This window comes from Pseudomonas sp. Os17 (assembly GCF_001547895.1).
In the GTDB taxonomy this organism is placed as follows: Bacteria; Pseudomonadota; Gammaproteobacteria; order Pseudomonadales; family Pseudomonadaceae; genus Aquipseudomonas.
In genome coordinates this window covers 4578673-4595045 of the sequence record NZ_AP014627.1, presented here as the reverse complement: position 1 = coordinate 4595045, position 16373 = coordinate 4578673, and the positions used below count along the sequence as shown (strand labels likewise).

Annotated in this window: 14 protein-coding genes and 3 tRNA genes; 13 read left to right on the top strand and 4 right to left on the bottom strand. The window is 57.9% G+C overall.

What is annotated here, in order from left to right:
- Positions 1-310 precede the first annotated feature (310 nt).
- Positions 311-1486 (top strand): MFS transporter, encoded by a 1176-nt coding sequence (locus POS17_RS20155; protein WP_060840198.1) that lies wholly within the window; start codon positions 311-313, stop codon positions 1484-1486.
- Here POS17_RS20155 and nhaR read toward each other — a convergent pair.
- On the bottom strand, positions 1467-2372 hold the full coding sequence (nhaR, locus tag POS17_RS20150) for a transcriptional activator NhaR (protein WP_060840197.1): 906 nt from the start codon (positions 2370-2372) through the stop codon (positions 1467-1469). The genes POS17_RS20155 and nhaR overlap by 20 nt on opposite strands.
- A 134-nt stretch (positions 2373-2506) precedes the next feature.
- Here nhaR and POS17_RS20145 point away from each other — a divergent pair, with 134 nt between their 5' ends.
- Positions 2507-2755 carry a hypothetical protein gene (locus POS17_RS20145; RefSeq protein ID WP_060840196.1) on the top strand — a complete coding sequence of 83 codons (249 nt, stop codon included), beginning with the start codon at positions 2507-2509 and terminating at the stop codon, positions 2753-2755.
- 30 nt (positions 2756-2785) lie between these two features.
- The gene (locus tag POS17_RS20140; RefSeq protein WP_060840195.1) at positions 2786-3541 is read left to right on the top strand and encodes a TerC family protein; all 756 of its coding nucleotides are present in this window, start codon (positions 2786-2788) and stop codon (positions 3539-3541) included.
- Between the two features lie 79 nt (positions 3542-3620).
- Here the strand turns inward: POS17_RS20140 and POS17_RS32200 are convergent, their stop codons facing one another.
- Positions 3621-3785: a hypothetical protein gene (locus POS17_RS32200; protein ID WP_164990722.1), complete on the bottom strand. Its 165-nt coding sequence runs from the start codon at positions 3783-3785 to the stop codon at positions 3621-3623.
- A 226-nt stretch (positions 3786-4011) separates the two neighbouring features.
- Between POS17_RS32200 and POS17_RS20135 the strand changes: the two genes are divergently transcribed.
- Positions 4012-4686 (top strand): peptidase C39 family protein, encoded by a 675-nt coding sequence (locus tag POS17_RS20135; RefSeq protein WP_060841985.1) that lies wholly within the window; start codon positions 4012-4014, stop codon positions 4684-4686.
- 52 nt (positions 4687-4738) lie between these two features.
- On the opposite strand, the gene pbpG is transcribed toward POS17_RS20135, so the two are convergent.
- On the bottom strand, positions 4739-5677 hold the full coding sequence (gene pbpG / locus POS17_RS20130) for a D-alanyl-D-alanine endopeptidase (RefSeq protein WP_016965269.1): 939 nt from the start codon (positions 5675-5677) through the stop codon (positions 4739-4741).
- 294 nt (positions 5678-5971) lie between these two features.
- Complete coding sequence (gene folD / locus POS17_RS20125; RefSeq protein ID WP_016965270.1) at positions 5972-6826, bottom strand: bifunctional methylenetetrahydrofolate dehydrogenase/methenyltetrahydrofolate cyclohydrolase FolD; 855 nt, start codon at positions 6824-6826, stop codon at positions 5972-5974.
- Positions 6827-7106: 280 nt separating this feature from the next.
- Between folD and POS17_RS20120 the strand changes: the two genes are divergently transcribed.
- From POS17_RS20120 to POS17_RS20085, 9 genes are all read left to right on the top strand, one after another.
- A tRNA-Arg gene (locus POS17_RS20120) sits at positions 7107-7183 on the top strand.
- Positions 7184-7215: 32 nt separating this feature from the next.
- Positions 7216-7291: transfer RNA gene (locus POS17_RS20115), tRNA-His, on the top strand.
- Positions 7292-7348: 57 nt separating this feature from the next.
- Positions 7349-7433, top strand: a tRNA-Leu gene (locus POS17_RS20110).
- 409 nt (positions 7434-7842) lie between these two features.
- On the top strand, positions 7843-9153 hold the full coding sequence (gene tig, locus POS17_RS20105; RefSeq protein WP_060840194.1) for a trigger factor: 1311 nt from the start codon (positions 7843-7845) through the stop codon (positions 9151-9153).
- A gap of 92 nt (positions 9154-9245) precedes the next feature.
- Entirely contained in the window at positions 9246-9887 is a 642-nt protein-coding gene (gene clpP / locus POS17_RS20100) for an ATP-dependent Clp endopeptidase proteolytic subunit ClpP (RefSeq protein ID WP_016965272.1), read from the top strand.
- A 106-nt stretch (positions 9888-9993) separates the two neighbouring features.
- Positions 9994-11277: an ATP-dependent Clp protease ATP-binding subunit ClpX gene (gene clpX, locus POS17_RS20095; RefSeq protein WP_060840193.1), complete on the top strand. Its 1284-nt coding sequence runs from the start codon at positions 9994-9996 to the stop codon at positions 11275-11277.
- Between the two features lie 161 nt (positions 11278-11438).
- Positions 11439-13835 (top strand): endopeptidase La, encoded by a 2397-nt coding sequence (lon, locus tag POS17_RS20090; RefSeq protein ID WP_060840192.1) that lies wholly within the window; start codon positions 11439-11441, stop codon positions 13833-13835.
- A gap of 147 nt (positions 13836-13982) precedes the next feature.
- On the top strand, positions 13983-14255 hold the full coding sequence (locus tag POS17_RS31170) for an HU family DNA-binding protein (protein WP_011062271.1): 273 nt from the start codon (positions 13983-13985) through the stop codon (positions 14253-14255).
- 226 nt (positions 14256-14481) lie between these two features.
- Positions 14482-16353, top strand: coding sequence for a SurA N-terminal domain-containing protein (locus POS17_RS20085; protein ID WP_060840191.1), 1872 nt, complete (start codon positions 14482-14484; stop codon positions 16351-16353).
- The last annotated feature ends 20 nt before the right edge of the window (positions 16354-16373 follow it).

Sequence of the window (16373 nt, the reverse complement as noted above, 5' to 3'; positions counted from 1 at the left end):
TTTTTAATGTGCAGTGCATGCCGGGGCTGAGCCGGCATCCAGGGATGCGGTGGCAAAGGGCAACGGGCGATCGGGTGGCCTGACGGGCAAGCCAGTACGACAACCACTGTTTTTGGCAGGGGGCGGACTTTATCACAGGCGCTCGGGCTTCCTGCGTCGATGTGACGATCTGCCACCGCTGATGTCCGGTGCCGGGGACGGGGCGGTTGCCCAGACCCGTGCCCTCTCTGTTAAGATCCGTCACCCCCTTTTCTATCCAGTCAGCGGGCCCTTCGGGCTGTCGCTGCTGTCGTTGTTTCTGGAGTTTGCGATGTTGTTGCCCATCCTGCTGTTGTCCGCCGCGGGTTTTACCGTGTTGACCACGGAGTTCGTCATCGTCGGCCTGTTGCCGTCGATAGCCCGGGACTTGCAGGTCAGCGTGTCGCAGGCCGGCTTGCTGGTGACCCTGTTCGCCTTTACCGTCGCCGCGTTCGGGCCCTTCCTCACGGCCTATTTCGCGCGTTTTCCGCGCAAGCAGCTGTTTATCGGCGTGTTGTTGATGTTTGGCCTGGCCAACACCCTGGCGGCCCTGGCGCCGAACATCTGGGTGATGGCCCTGGCACGCCTGGTGCCGGCCCTGGGGTTGCCGGTGTTCTGGGCCCTGGCCAGTGAAACGGCGGTGGATATCGTCGGCCCGGATCATGCCGGGCGGGCCATTGCCAAGATCGGCTTCGGCATCGTCTGTGCCACGGTGTTCGGGATTCCCGTGGGCACCCTGATCGCCGATGCGTTCGGCTGGCGCAGCGCCTTCGGCATCCTGGCCCTGGTGGCCTTCGCCAAGGCCCTGCTGCTGTGGGTCTATCTGCCGAAAACCAGGCCGCACAACCCGCAGGCGAGCCTGCGGGCGCAGTTTCGCATCCTGCGCAGCCCGCTGATGCAGGGGCATGTGCTGCTGTCGATCCTGGTGTTCAGCGGCATGTTCACCGCCTACACCTACCTGGCGGACATCCTCGAACGCCTGGCCGGTTTCGACGGCACCCTGGTGGGCTGGTGCCTGATGGGCTTCGGCGCCGTGGGGCTGATCGGCAACTCCCTGGGTGGCCGGGCCGTGGACCGCCATCCGCTGATCGCCTCCATGGTGTTCTGCGCCTTGATGATGGGCGGCATGCTGGCCCTGGTGCCGAGTATCGATTCGACCCTGGGGCTGGCGGCGGCGATGGGCCTCTGGGGCGTGACCCAGGCCGCGCTGTTCCTGGTCAGCCATGTGCGCCTGATCAAGGCTGCGCCGCAAGCGCCGGCATTCGCCGCGTCGCTGAACATCGCCGGGGCCAACCTGGGGATCGGCCTGGGGGCGATGGTGGGCGGGCGGGTAATCGACACCCTGGGCCTGGGCAGCCTGGGGATGGCGGCGTCGGCGTTCATCCTGCTGTCGATTGCCCTGGCCCTGCTGCTGATGAACCTCAAGACGCCGCAGGCCTGCGCCTCTGTCAATGCGCCAGGGGCGTGAACAGTTCGCGGCGCGCGCCCTCGGTGATGGCCAGGATGCCCGGGTGCTTGACCTTGCGCTCCACCGAGATGGCATAGAACGATTCGGTCACGGCGTCGGTCTGGCCAATCAGCTGGACGCCGTACTGGTGCCGGACCTCCTCGGCAATCACGCTGGGGGCGATGAAGATCCCGCTGCCGGATTGGCCAAAGGCCTGCATCAGGGCGCTGTCGTCGAATTCGCCGATGATCCGCGGTTGCAGTTGCTGTTCGGCGAACCAGCGCAGCAGGCGGCTGCGCACCACGGTTTCCTGCCCGGGAATCAGTAGTGGCGCGCCGTGCAGGCCGCGAGGGAAGTCGGCGCCGTGCTGCTGGGCCAGTTCGGCGGTGGCGAAGAAGCTGATGCCGCACTCCCCGAGCTTCTGGCTGTAGCCCTTGATGTCCAGGTGCGAGGGCATCGGGCTGTCGGAGATCACCAGATCCAGGCGCTGGATGGCCAGATCCGCCAGCAGCCGTTCGAGTTTGTCTTCGCGGCAGGTCAGGCGAATCGGTTCGCTGAGCTCCATGGTCGGGGCGATCAGGCGATAGACGATGGACTTGGGCACCACATCCGCCACGCCGACCCGGAACTGGATCTGCTGCTCGTCGGGGCGGGCGCGGAGCATGGCTTCCAGTTCGCCGCCGAGCTGGAACATCTGTTCGGCGTAGGGCAGCGCCTGGCGTCCGGCTTCGCTCAGTTCCAGCTGGCGCCCGACCCGGCGAAACAGTTCGATGCCGTAGGTCTGTTCCAGCAGGCTGATCTGCCCGCTGATGGTTTGTGGGGTCAGGTTGAGCTGCTCGCAGGCGCGCACGATGCTGCCGGTCTTGGCCACAACCCAGAAGTAATGCAGTTGGCGGTAGTTGAGCATGGCGCTTACCAGTTCGTAAAAACCGAAGTATAACTGCCAAAAATACGAATTTTCCTGAAGTATTCGTCTCCTTAAAATGCCCCGCTATCGACGGGGCCCGCATTGGCCCTGTCCGTTCTATCGAGGAATACGGCATGTCATTCAAAACCCTGGGCGCGGCCTCGTTGCTGGCCCTGTCTATGCTGACCCTGGCGGGGTGTGATCAGGCGGAAAAAAGCGCTCAACAGGTGCTGGACAAGGCCGCCGAGACGGCCAAGCAGGCCATCGATGACACCCACAAGGCTGCCGAGCAGGCCCTGAGCGAGGCCACGCAAAGCGTGACCGGCAAGGAAAAACCAGAGGACGACGCGGCCAAGAAGCCCGATTCTTCCCAGGAAATCTGACTTTTCATATCACCGATTCAGGATTGACCCATGGATTACCTTTTACAGCTCGCCGCCAGCCCCACCGCTTGGGTGGCTCTGGCCACTCTGGTGGTGATGGAGATCGTGCTTGGCATCGATAACCTGATCTTTATTTCCATCCTCACCAACAAGCTGCCGGAAAAGCACCGGGCCAAGGCGCGACGCATCGGGATCAGCATGGCGTTGTTCCTGCGTCTGGCGCTGCTCAGCACCATCGCTTTCATCGTCCAGCTCACTGAGCCGGTGATCGACGTGCTGGGGCAGAGTTTCTCCTGGAAGGACATGATCCTGATTGCCGGTGGCCTGTTCCTGGTCTGGAAAGCCACCACCGAGATCCACCAGAGCATGGACCCTGAGCCCGAGAAGCCGGCTACCGCGACTTCCAAGGTGAGCATCGGGTTTGCGGCGGCGATCGGGCAGATCCTGATGCTGGACCTGGTGTTTTCCATCGACAGCATCATTACGGCGGTGGGCATGACCGAGCACCTGCCGATCATGATCATTGCCGTAGTGATCTCGGTGCTGGTGATGTTGCTGGCCGCCGAACCGCTGGCCAAGTTCATCCATGACAACCCGACTGTGGTCATGCTGGCCCTGGGCTTCCTGATCATGATCGGCATGACCCTGATCGCCGAAGGTTTCGGCGCCCATGTGCCCAAGGGCTATGTGTATGCGGCCATGGCGTTCTCGGCGGCCATTGAAAGCTTGAACATGTTGGCCCGTCGGGCTCGGCAGAAGCGCCAGGCGCAGCACACCGAGGTCTGATTCGCCACCAAGGCAAACGGCCGTCTGTACTCGCTGGAGTCAGGCGGCCGTGTCGTTTTACGGGAAGGGAAAGCGGGGATCAGTGCACAGTGGCGGGGCGCCGGGCGGTCTTTTCGCTTTCGATGCCTGGCTTGCGGGGCTGAGCGTGGTGGCGGCGAGTGATACGCAGCACGCCCCAGAGCATGGCGCCGGCGACGGCCAGCCAGCCCAGGATCAGCATCAGGATTGTCGTTGTCAGGCTCATCAGTGCCTCCTTATATGCCCTGTACAGGGCACACACACTTACCAATGGACAGTCTAGTAGCCCCTGTGTTTCAGGCTATTGACCAATAGTCGCGAGTCTTCGAACACTTCGCTCTATGGTTTGCAATTAACTGTTGCCTAACGCTATACCCTCGCCCGTGAGGGCCCTATGATCAAGGCCCCAGCCGGAGCAGGGTCGTCCGGCGTCTGTCTATTAGAGAGCAATGATGGTGCGGGTATTTCCTCGATTTCGAGCGGCGCTGCTGGCCAGCGCCTGTGTTCTGGGCCTGGCCGGATGTGCCGGCAGCGTGGCACCGGAGATTCAGCGTCTGCCGGAGCGGGTGGAGCTCAACAGCGTGCCGTTCTTCCGTGGCGAGATGTACCAGAGCGCTCCCGGAGCCTTGGCCAGCATGTTGTCGCAACAGGGCATCGTGATTACCCCCGGGTTGCTGGACAAGCCTTTGCACCTGCCGGGAGCCGAGGCGCAGTTGCAGCAGAACCTGCAGGGCCTGGCCCGGCAATACGGCATGGTGGTCTATCCCCTGGATGATCATCTGTCGGCCTTGCTGACGCAGGTGGCTGCAGGTTATCCGGTGCTGGTGCGCTTTACCGAGGGTTCAAGCTTGTGGGCGCAGCCGCGTTATGCGGTCCTGGCCGGATATAACCGGGACAAGCAGACGGTGCTGTTGCGGGGGGCGAAAAGCCGTCGGCAACTGATGAGCTTCAGTGCGTTCGAGTCGTCCTGGAAAGACGCCGGCAGTTTCGCGGTATTGATTCAGGCGCCCAACCAGCTACCGGCCAAGGTCGATCGCCAGCGTTGGCTGAAAGCGGCCAATGAGCTGGCCCAGGCTGGCCAGGAGCAGGCGGCGGCTCGGGCCGGCAAGGCACTCGACGGTCATTGAACGCTCTATAGACAACAACGGCGCCTCAGGGCGCCGTTGTTGTTGCTGGGGATCAATGTGAGGCTTGCGGGGCTGCGCTCTGGTGGTTTTTGAGGTTCTTGTCGGCCTTGTAGCGCAGGGCCACGTCCGGTACCGAACCGCTTTTGCCGGTCTCGACCCAGTTGCGGATACGGCTGGCGTCGGCAAAGTGGGTGTACTTGCCGAAAGCGTCGAGAATCACTAGGGCTACCGGGCGGTTGCCCATGCTGGTGACCAGTACCAGGCAGTGGCCGGCCTGGTTGGTGAAGCCGGTCTTGGTGATCTTGATGTCCCATTTTTCCTTGTTGACCAGGTGGTCGGTGTTGCGAAAGCCCAGGGTGTAGTTGGGTTTACGGAACGCCACGGTCTTTTCCTTGGTGGTGCTCAGTTCGCTCAGCAGCGGGTATTTGCGAGCGGCCACCAACAGCTTGCTCAGGTCTCGGGCAGTGGAGACGTTGTGGATCGACAGGCCGGTGGGCTCGACATAGTGGGTATGGGTCATGCCCAGGGACTTGGCCTTGGCGTTCATGGCGGCAATGAACGCCGAGTAGCCGCCTGGATAGTGATGGGCGAGGCTGGCAGCGGCGCGGTTTTCCGAGGACATCAGGGCGATCAGCAAGGTATCGCGACGGCTCAGCTCGCTGTTGAGCTTGACCCTTGAAAACACACCCTTCATCTCCGGGGTGTCGCTGATGTTCATGGAGATGTGCTCATCCAGTGGCAGCTTGGCGTCCAGCACGACCATGGCGGTCATCAGCTTGGTGACTGAGGCGATGGGCACCACGACGTCCGGGTTGCTGGAGTAGATGACTTTGTTGGTCTGCAGATCCAGCAGCAGGGCGCTGCCGGAGGCGATATGCAACTGTGAAGTGTCTCTTGGCGCCGCGGTGGTTTCGCTGGCGTCGACGCTGTGTGCGATCAAGGTGCCGGACACAGCAAACAACAAGCTGAGGATGGAGAGACGAATTTTCACGCGGGCGGACTCGATAAAGATGGATATGCCGTCTGGCAACGGGTTTTTTCGGGAAAACGTTACATTTTATGAATATAGCTGAGGAACTGTCGATTGTTCTTCAGCGGTCAGTCGAAAACCCTTAAAAACCAAGAAAAAACACCGGTTTTCCCTGAGTGGCAGGTGTTCGTCAGGATAGGCCCGGCTTGACCTGGAGCGCTAAGATTCAGGAGCTATATGTCGGGCGCAGGGAGTGTGTTGCGGCGGCATAAAAAAGCCCGCCAATGGCGGGCTGATTGAAGCAGGCTGGCAAACTCAGCTGTGCAGCGTTTCCGCGGCGTACAGGGTGTTTTCCAGCAGGCAGGCACGGGTCATGGGACCGACGCCGCCAGGTACCGGCGTGATCCAGCCGGCGCGGGGCAGGGCGGTCTCATACACGACGTCGCCCACCAGTTTGCCGTCTTCCTGACGATTGATGCCCACGTCGATGACGATGGCGCCTTCCTTGATCCATTCGCCCTTGACCAGGCCCGGCTTGCCAGCGGCAACCACGACCAGATCGGCGCGGCCGACGTGGCCGGCCAGGTCCTTGGTAAAGCGGTGAGTCACGGTCACGGTGCAGCCCGCCAGCAGCAACTCCATGGCCATCGGACGACCGACGATATTGGAGGCGCCCACTACGACTGCGTCCATGCCATACAGATCGGCGCCGGTGCTTTGCAGCAGGGTCATGATGCCCTTGGGGGTGCAGGGGCGCAGCAGGGGAATGCGCTGGGCCAGGCGACCGACGTTATAGGGATGGAAGCCATCCACGTCTTTGTCCGGGCGAATGCGCTCAAGCAACAAGGAGGCGTCCAGGTGCTCGGGCAGCGGCAATTGCAAGAGGACGCCGTCGATATTCGGGTCATCGTTGAGCTTGTCGATCAGGCCGGCCAGATCTTCTTGAGTCGTGTTGGCGGGCAAGTCATAGGCTTGTGAAAGGAAGCCGACCTCTTCGCAGTCTTTACGCTTGTGCGAGACATAAACCTGAGAGGCCGGGTCGCTGCCGACCAGAATCACCGCGAGGCCCGGAGTACGCAGGCCTTGCTGGCGACGCTCGGCGACACGTTTGGCGATCTGCTGGCGCAGGCTAGCGGCGATCGCTTTGCCGTCGATTAGTTGTGCAGTCATGACGCGTGATTAACCATCGAGAGGGAGAGAAAAAGAGAACGCATTCTCGCATGTCGGGACGTGAGGGCAAAGGCGCTTGGTCTGCAAATTCCCCTAACTCCTTTAATTAAATGAATTTTTTTTAAAAAAGAGTTGACGACCTAACGGCTCGTCTATAACATTCGTCGCACTTGTCGGGCACAGCCTAGCACTGGTTAAGAAGGTCGGGCAGAGTTGATGTTTAACTCGTAACGACTGAAAGCAATTAGTTTGTAGTCATTAAAGAATACAGATTAATAAGGCGCCCGTAGCTCAGCTGGATAGAGCATCCGCCTTCTAAGCGGATGGTCGCAGGTTCGAGTCCTGCCGGGTGCGCCATTAGGCAGCTTTGGCACAAGTAACGCAATATGGTGGGCGTAGCTCAGTTGGTAGAGCACAGGATTGTGACTCCTGTTGTCGTGGGTTCGATCCCCATCGTCCACCCCATATTCGAAGAAGGCGCCAGATTAATAGTCTGGCGCCTTTGCTTTAAAAGCTTGTTAAGCGGACGTGGTGGAATTGGTAGACACACTGGATTTAGGTTCCAGCGCCGCAAGGTGTAAGAGTTCGAGTCTCTTCGTCCGCACCATTAAAGTAGCTAGTTAATAGCAGATCACGGCGCAGCACCTGAAAGGGGCTGCGCCGTTTTCGTTTCTGGACTCGATGCTGTGGTCTGGCTGCATGTAGTGGGTTGGCCGGTGGCGCCAGATTCGCTCTTGGTCGTCGGGTGTTTGAGTTTCAGCTGTTGGCTGGTGTTTGTCAGGGGTGGGTTGGTCGATCCCTTCTATATATAGAAGGATTGGTTTAGAGCTCCTGGCTGGATTTGTAGTAATTGCTCTCATGGCGAGGCTCAACCCTTTGTCCCCGCCTTCACATTGTCGGTCGTATTTCACCCTTTTTCAGTAGGGTGACTTCTTGAGTTTGACCCACTAGAATGCATGCCCTTGATTCTGGGGTCGGAAAACGGCCGGCTAACGTCTGTGCAACGAGGAATATCCATGCAAGTTTCTGTTGAAAATACTTCTGCTCTTGAGCGCCGCATGAGCATCACCGTGCCGGCTGAGCGCATCGAGAGCCAGGTCAACAAGCGTCTGCAGCAGACTGCCCAAAAGGCCAAAATCCCAGGCTTCCGTCCTGGCAAGGTTCCAATGAGCGTGATTCGTCAGCGTTATGAGGCTGACGCGCGTCAAGAAGCAGTGGGTGACGTGATCCAGGCATCTTTCTATGAAGCTGTTGTTGAGCAGAAGCTGAACCCGGCTGGCGCTCCTTCGGTCGAGCCTAAAGTGCTGGAGAAGGGCAAGGATCTGGAATACGTTGCCACTTTCGAAGTTTTCCCAGAGTTCACTGTCGCCGGTTTCGAAAGCATCGCTGTTGAGCGTCTGAGCGCTGAAGTGGCTGATGCTGACCTGGACAACATGCTGGAAATCCTGCGCAAGCAGAATGTTCGCTTCGAAGTGGTTGATCGCGCTGCGCAGAACGATGATCAACTGAACATCGATTTCGTTGGCAAGGTCGACGGCGAAGCTTTCGCAGGTGGCTCGGCCAAGGGCACTCAGCTGGTGTTGGGTTCCGGTCGCATGATTCCTGGTTTCGAAGACGGTCTGGTTGGCGCTAAAGCTGGCGAAGAGCGTGTTCTGAACCTGACCTTCCCTGAGACCTATCAGAACCTGGACCTGGCCAACAAAGCCGCCGAGTTCACTGTTACTGTCAACAGCGTTTCCGAGCCTAAGCTGCCAGAGCTGACCGAAGAGTTCTTCGCTCAATTCGGGATCAAGGAAGCGGGTCTGGATGGCTTCCGTGCCGAAGTTCGCAAGAACATGGAGCGCGAACTGCGTCAGGCTATCAAGTCCAAAGTGAAGAATCAGGTTATGGACGGTCTGCTGGCCTCCAACCCGATCGAAGTGCCAAAAGCGCTGCTGGACAACGAAGTCAATCGTCTGCGCGTTCAGGCTGTTCAGCAGTTCGGTGGCAACATCAAGCCGGATCAACTGCCGGCTGAGCTGTTCGAAGAGCAGGCTAAGCGCCGCGTAGTGCTGGGTCTGATCGTCGCTGAAGTGGTTAAGCAATTCGACCTCAAGCCTGATGAAGCCCGCGTTCGCGAGCTGATCCAGGAAATGGCTTCGGCTTACCAGGAGCCAGAGCAAGTCGTGTCCTGGTACTACAAGAACGAGCAGCAGTTGAACGAAGTCCGTTCGGTTGTGCTGGAAGAGCAAGTTGTGGATACTGTTCTGCAGAAAGCTAGCGTGACCGACAAATCGGTCTCTTACGAAGAAGCGGTCAAGCCGGTAGAAGCACCTCAAGCCGACTGATCCTCTTTTCGTTCGAAGCACACACCATAAGCCAGCCTTCGTGCTGGCTTATGCGTATTCAAGACATGACTATTTGGGAGTGACTGCAGGACATGTCCCGCAATTCTTATTATCAGCAGAGCTCTGACATCCAGGCCGCAGGCGGCCTGGTCCCGATGGTTATCGAGCAGTCCGCCCGCGGCGAACGCGCCTATGACATCTATTCGCGCCTCTTGAAGGAGCGAGTGATCTTCCTGATTGGCCCGGTAGAGGACTACATGGCCAACTTGGTTGCGGCGCAACTGCTATTCCTTGAAGCGGAAAACCCGGACAAGGACATCCATCTCTACATCAACTCGCCAGGTGGCTCGGTGACTGCTGGCATGTCGATCTACGACACCATGCAATTCATCAAGCCTGACGTTTCGACTATCTGCATTGGTCAGGCATGCAGCATGGGGGCCTTCCTGCTCGCTGGCGGTGCCGCGGGCAAGCGTCATTGCCTGCCTAACTCGCGGATGATGATTCACCAACCGCTCGGCGGTTTCCAAGGCCAGGCGTCGGATATCGACATCCATGCCAAGGAAATCCTGCACATTCGTTCTCGCCTGAACTCGCTGCTGGCTCACCACACTGGTCAGAGCCTTGAAACCATTGAGCGTGACACCGAGCGTGACAACTTCATGAGCGCCGAGCGCGCCGCGGAGTACGGTCTGATCGACTCCGTGATCAACAAGCGTCAAATGCCTGCCTAAGCAACTCAAATGTAGGCGGCTTATTTAACTGGCCGCCTGCGGACTTGAAAAAGCCCGCAATTGCCTTCATCTTGTGTTGCAAGCCTATCGGATTTGGATCGATCGAATGACTGACACCCGCAACGGCGAGGACAACGGCAAACTGCTTTATTGCTCCTTCTGTGGCAAAAGCCAGCATGAAGTACGCAAATTGATTGCCGGCCCCTCGGTCTTTATCTGCGACGAGTGCGTCGACTTGTGCAATGACATCATCCGTGAGGAGGTGCAGGAGGCACAGGCCGAAAGCAGCGCGCATAAATTGCCTTCGCCTAAAGAAATCAGCGGCATCCTTGATCAGTATGTGATTGGTCAGGAGCGTGCGAAAAAGGTTCTGGCGGTAGCGGTATACAACCACTACAAGCGTCTGAATCAGCGTGACAAAAAGAATGACGATGTCGAGCTCGGCAAGAGCAATATCTTGCTGATCGGACCTACAGGTTCGGGTAAGACGCTTTTGGCGGAAACCTTGGCTCGTCTGTTGAATGTGCCGTTCACCATTGCCGACGCAACCACCCTGACCGAAGCCGGTTATGTGGGTGAGGACGTTGAGAACATCATTCAGAAATTGCTGCAGAAGTGCGACTACGACGTAGAAAAAGCTCAGATGGGCATTGTCTACATCGATGAAATCGACAAGATTTCCCGCAAGTCTGATAACCCTTCGATTACTCGGGATGTTTCCGGCGAAGGCGTTCAGCAGGCCCTGTTGAAGTTGATCGAGGGCACCGTCGCTTCCGTTCCTCCTCAAGGTGGTCGCAAGCACCCGCAGCAGGAGTTTCTGCAAGTCGACACTCGCAACATCCTGTTTATCTGCGGCGGCGCTTTCTCGGGTCTGGAGAAGGTTATTCAAAACCGCTCCACCCGCGGCGGTATCGGTTTCAACGCCGAAGTTCGCAGCAAGGAAGAGGGCAAGAAGGTCGGTGAGTCCCTGCGTGAAGTTGAACCTGACGATCTGGTCAAGTTCGGTCTGATCCCGGAGTTCGTCGGTCGTCTGCCGGTTCTTGCGACGCTGGATGAGCTGGACGAGGCTGCCTTGATTCAGATTCTCACTGAGCCGAAGAATGCCCTGACCAAGCAGTATGCCAAGCTGTTCGAGATGGAAGGTGTGGACTTGGAGTTCCGTACTGACGCATTGAAGTCGGTCGCCAAGCGAGCACTTGAACGCAAGACTGGTGCTCGTGGTCTGCGCTCGATTCTCGAAGGTGTTCTGCTCGACACTATGTATGAGATCCCCTCGCAATCCGAGGTGAGTAAAGTAGTGATCGATGAAAGCGTTATTGAAGGCAAGTCCCAGCCACTGTACATCTATGAGAACAGTGAGCCGGCGGCCAAGGCTGCGCCAGACGCGTAAGTGTTGTGGTGTTGCTTAAAAGAAGGGGCCTTCGGGCCCCTTTCCTTTTAGCGTCTTAAAGTGCTGTCTTTAAGCTTGTTTTTTTTGCAGGCAGCCCCCATCTTGGTTTCAAGCTTACTTCCATCTGTTTACGGCCGTACGGCCGCCGTAGAGGCGAAATCATGAAGACAACCATCGAATTGCCTCTCCTGCCATTGCGTGATGTCGTGGTTTATCCGCACATGGTTATCCCGCTGTTCGTGGGGCGCGAGAAGTCGATCGAAGCCCTCGAGGCAGCGATGACGGGCGACAAGCAGATACTTCTGCTGGCACAGAGAAATCCTGCTGATGATGACCCCGGTGAAGATGCACTCTATCGCGTAGGCACCATTGCGACTGTCTTGCAGTTGCTCAAATTGCCTGATGGCACCGTCAAGGTGCTGGTTGAAGGCGAACAGCGCGGCGCTGTAGAACGCTTCAGTGAAGTTGATGGTCACTGCCGTGCTGAAGTCTCTCTGATTGACGAGGTCGATGCTCCTGATCGTGAGTCAGAAGTGTTCGTCCGCAGTTTGCTGTCCCAGTTCGAGCAGTATGTGCAACTGGGCAAGAAAGTCCCTGCCGAGGTGTTGTCTTCTCTCAACAGCATCGACGAGCCAAGCCGCCTGGTAGATACCATGGCTGCGCACATGGCGCTGAAGATCGAGCAGAAGCAGGAAATCCTCGAGATCATTGATCTGTCAGCCCGAGTCGAGCACGTCCTGGCATTGCTGGACGCCGAGATTGATCTGCTGCAAGTGGAAAAGCGCATTCGTGGCCGCGTCAAGAAACAAATGGAGCGTAGCCAGCGTGAGTACTACCTGAATGAGCAGATGAAGGCCATTCAGAAAGAGTTGGGTGACGGTGACGAAGGCCACAACGAAATCGAAGAGCTGAAGAAGCGCATCGATGCCGCCGGCCTGCCCAAAGACGCCATGACCAAGGCTCAGGCCGAACTGAACAAGCTCAAGCAGATGTCGCCGATGTCTGCCGAGGCCACCGTGGTTCGCTCCTACATCGACTGGCTGGTGCAGGTGCCGTGGAAGGCTCAGAGCAAGGTGCGTCTGGACCTGGCACGTGCCGAAGACATCCTTGATGCCGACCACTATGGTCTGGAAGAAGTCAAAGAGCGGATTCTCGAATACCTCGCCGTACAAAAGCGGGTTAAGAAAATCCGTGGTCCAGTGTTGTGCCTCGTCGGGCCTCCAGGGGTAGGGAAAACCTCTCTGGCCGAATCGATCGCCAACGCAACCAATCGCAAGTTTGTGCGTATGGCGCTGGGTGGTGTTCGGGACGAAGCGGAAATCCGTGGCCATCGTCGTACTTACATCGGTTCGATGCCAGGAAGATTGATTCAAAAGATGACAAAGGTGGGTGTGCGCAACCCGCTGTTCCTGCTCGATGAAATCGACAAGATGGGCAGCGATATGCGCGGCGATCCGGCGTCTGCCTTGCTAGAGGTTCTGGATCCCGAGCAGAACCATAATTTCAACGATCACTATCTGGAAGTCGATTACGACCTGTCCGATGTGATGTTCCTGTGCACCTCCAACTCGATGAATATCCCACCAGCATTGCTGGACCGGATGGAGGTAATTCGTCTGCCCGGCTATACCGAGGACGAGAAGATCAACATCGCGATCAAGTACCTGTCGCCCAAGCAGATCCAGGCCAACGGCCTGAAGAAGGGCGAGCTGGAATTCGATCCGGATGCGATCCGCGACATCATTCGTTACTACACCCGCGAAGCCGGTGTGCGGGGCCTGGAGCGCCAGATTGCCAAGGTCTGCCGCAAGGCAGTGAAAGAGCACGCGATGGAAAAACGCTTCTCGGTGAAAGTGACTTCCGAGTTGCTGGAACACTTCCTTGGTGTGCGCAAGTTCCGCTACGGCCTGGCAGAGCAGCAAGATCAGATCGGCCAGGTAACGGGTCTGGCCTGGACTCAGGTCGGCGGTGAATTGCTGACCATCGAAGCTGCGGTGGTGCCAGGCAAGGGCCAGTTGATCAAGACCGGCTCCCTGGGCGATGTCATGGTCGAGTCGATCACTGCAGCACTGACCGTGGTACGCAGTCGGGCGAAGAGTTTGGGCATTCCCCTGGACTTCCACGAGAAGCGCGATACCCATATCCATATGCCTGAAGGGGCAACCCCCAAAGACGGCCCTAGCGCAGGCATAGGCATGTGCACGGCGTTGGTTTCCGCGCTGACCGGGATCCCGGTACGGGCTGACGTGGCGATGACTGGCGAGATCACTCTGCGTGGTCAGGTGTTGGCCATCGGTGGACTGAAAGAGAAATTACTCGCAGCTCATCGGGGTGGAATCAAGACGGTGATCATTCCTGAAGAGAATGTTCGCGATTTGAAAGAAATTCCTGACAATATCAAGCAGGATCTGCAGATTAAACCGGTTAAATGGATTGACGAAGTCCTGCAAATTGCGCTGCAATACGCGCCGGAGCCCTTGCCGGATGTGGCTCCCGAGATAGTTGCAAAGGACGAAAAACGCGAGTCTGACTCTAAGGAAAGAATTAGCACGCATTAGTACGCATTAGCCTGGGGGGCTTCCTTGACAGCTTTTTAGAGCCCTTGTTATAAAGCGGCTCTTAAGTGTCTGTAGGCCATTCAGCACTCGTTTTGCTTTCACCAAAAAACTTAGAATCATACTCATAGATATATAAGGGGACTTAGAGTGAACAAGTCGGAACTGATTGATGCTATCGCTGCATCTGCTGATCTCCCGAAAGCTGCTGCTGGCCGTGCGCTGGACGCAGTTATCGAATCCGTTACTGGCGCTCTGAAGGCCGGTGACTCTGTTGTTCTGGTTGGTTTCGGTACCTTCTCCGTAACTGATCGCCCAGCTCGTATCGGCCGCAACCCACAGACCGGTAAGACTCTGGAAATCGCCGCTGCTAAAAAGCCAGGTTTCAAAGCCGGTAAAGCACTGAAAGAAGCCGTTAACTAAGTTTCTTCAGGGTCTTTGCCCATCCGGGTCGGGGTCATGCCTGATCTGGCAGCGGGGCGCCAGTCGACCGATAGACCATCGGTTTACGCAGAGGGTTGCAGATTCAACTCTCGTCCGCTCCGCCAGTTACGAGAAGGCGCATCCTCGGATGCGCCTTTCTTCTATCCGGATTCTACCCACGCTCCACGGCTGCTCAAATTGAATTACAGCCGTTTTTGGGGGACGTATGCTGCAGAATATCAGGGACAATTCACAAGGCTGGATTGCCAAAACCATCATCGGGGTCATCGTCGCGCTGCTGGCGTTGACCGGTTTCGATGCCATTTTCAAGGCCACCACCCACAACCAGGACGCGGCCAAGGTCAACGGCGAGGAAATCACTCAGAACGAGCTGAGCCAGGCCGTCGACATGCAACGCCGTCAGTTGATGCAACAGTTGGGCAAAGACTTCGATGCCTCCCTGCTGGATGAGAAGATGCTGCGTGAAGCCGCTCTGAAAGGGCTGATCGATCGCAAGCTGTTGCTGCAAGGGGCGAAGGATTCCAAGTTCGCGTTTTCCGAAGGCGCACTGGATCAAGTGATCTTGCAGACACCTGAATTCCAGGTGGATGGCAAATTCAGCCCCGAGCGTTTCGACCAGGTCATCCGTCAACTGGGTTACACCCGTCTGCAATTCCGCCAGATGCTGGCTCAGGAAATGCTGATCGGCCAGGTACGCGCCGGTCTTGCCGGCAGCGGTTTTGTAACCGACGCCCAGGTGCTGGCCTTCGCTCGTCTGGAAAAGCAGACCCGGGATTTTGCCTCCCTGACCATCAAGGCCGATCCGGCGGCAGTCAAGCTGACCGACGAAGAGGTCAAGGCCTACTACGATCAGCACGCCAAGGAGTTCATGACTCCTGACCAGGTGGTCATCGATTACATCGAGTTGAAGAAGGCCGCATTCTTCGACCAGGTCAGCGTCAAGGACGAAGACCTGCAAGCGCTGTATCAGAAAGAAGTCGCCAACCTGTCCGAGCAGCGTCGTGCCGCGCACATCCTGATCGAAGTCAACGACAAGGTGAACGAGGCTCAGGCCAAGGCCAAGATCGAAGAGATCCAGGCTCGCCTGGCCAAGGGTGAAAGCTTCGAGGCACTGGCCAAGGAGTTCTCCCAGGATCCAGGTTCGGCCAATAACGGCGGTGACCTGGGCTACGCCGGCCCAGGTGTCTATGACCCGATCTTCGAAAAAGCGTTGTATGCGCTGGACAAGGATCAGGTCTCGGCGCCCGTACGTACCGGTTTCGGTTTCCACTTGATCAAGCTGCTGGGCATTGAGGCACCGCAAGTGCCGAGCTTCGCCAGCCTCAAGGACAAGCTGACCCGCGATCTGAAAACCCAGCAGGTTGAGCAGCGTTTCGTCGAGGCTACCAAGCAGCTTGAGGATTCGTCGTTCGAGGCATCCGATCTGGCACAGCCGGCTCAGGATCTGAAACTGACTGTTCACACCTCCGCGCCGTTTGGCCGTGAGGGCGGTGACGGCATCGCCGCCAACCGTAACGTGGTGCAGGCTGCTTTCAGCACCGAGGTGCTCGATGAGGGTGCCAACAGCACCGCAATCGAACTGGACCCGGAAACCGTGGTGGTGCTGCGTGTCAAAGAGCACCACAAGCCTGAGCAACTGCCGCTGGAAGGGGTTGCTACCGCCATTCGCGCGCAATTGGCCAAGGAGCACGCCAGTGCTGCGGCCAAGACCAAGGCCGAAGAACTGATCGCCAGCTTGCGTGATGGCAAGACCGCGCTGAACAAGCCGGTGGACGGTCAGAACTGGAAAGTCATGCAAGCCGTGACCCGTGCCCAGGAAGGTGTCGATCCGACCGTACTGCAGGCGTTGTTCCGCATGAGCAAGCCTGAGTCCAAGGACAAGCCGACCTTCGCCAGCGTGACTCTACCCAACGGCAACTTGATGGTGCTGCAACTCAACAACGTCAACGAAGCCGCGGCACCGACCGAGGAAGAGAAGGTTCAATACCGTCGTTTCCTGGCCTCGCGTATCGGCCAGCAGGACTTCTCTGCCTATCGCAAGCAGTTGGAAAACCAGGCGGACATCAAGCGCTACTGATGCCTGATCTGCTGTGTTGA

What these genes read in the sequence shown, in the direction of transcription:
- POS17_RS20155 (WP_060840198.1), top strand. Translation starts at nt 311, where the DNA reads ATGTTGTTGCCCATCCTGCTGTTGTCCGCCGCGGGTTTTACCGTGTTG.
- nhaR (WP_060840197.1), bottom strand. Translation starts at nt 2,372, where the DNA reads ATGCTCAACTACCGCCAACTGCATTACTTCTGGGTTGTGGCCAAGACC.
- POS17_RS20145 (WP_060840196.1), top strand. Translation starts at nt 2,507, where the DNA reads ATGTCATTCAAAACCCTGGGCGCGGCCTCGTTGCTGGCCCTGTCTATG.
- POS17_RS20140 (WP_060840195.1), top strand. Translation starts at nt 2,786, where the DNA reads ATGGATTACCTTTTACAGCTCGCCGCCAGCCCCACCGCTTGGGTGGCT.
- POS17_RS32200 (WP_164990722.1), bottom strand. Translation starts at nt 3,785, where the DNA reads ATGAGCCTGACAACGACAATCCTGATGCTGATCCTGGGCTGGCTGGCC.
- POS17_RS20135 (WP_060841985.1), top strand. Translation starts at nt 4,012, where the DNA reads ATGGTGCGGGTATTTCCTCGATTTCGAGCGGCGCTGCTGGCCAGCGCC.
- folD (WP_016965270.1), bottom strand. Translation starts at nt 6,826, where the DNA reads ATGACTGCACAACTAATCGACGGCAAAGCGATCGCCGCTAGCCTGCGC.
- tig (WP_060840194.1), top strand. Translation starts at nt 7,843, where the DNA reads ATGCAAGTTTCTGTTGAAAATACTTCTGCTCTTGAGCGCCGCATGAGC.
- clpP (WP_016965272.1), top strand. Translation starts at nt 9,246, where the DNA reads ATGTCCCGCAATTCTTATTATCAGCAGAGCTCTGACATCCAGGCCGCA.
- clpX (WP_060840193.1), top strand. Translation starts at nt 9,994, where the DNA reads ATGACTGACACCCGCAACGGCGAGGACAACGGCAAACTGCTTTATTGC.
- lon (WP_060840192.1), top strand. Translation starts at nt 11,439, where the DNA reads ATGAAGACAACCATCGAATTGCCTCTCCTGCCATTGCGTGATGTCGTG.
- POS17_RS20085 (WP_060840191.1), top strand. Translation starts at nt 14,482, where the DNA reads ATGCTGCAGAATATCAGGGACAATTCACAAGGCTGGATTGCCAAAACC.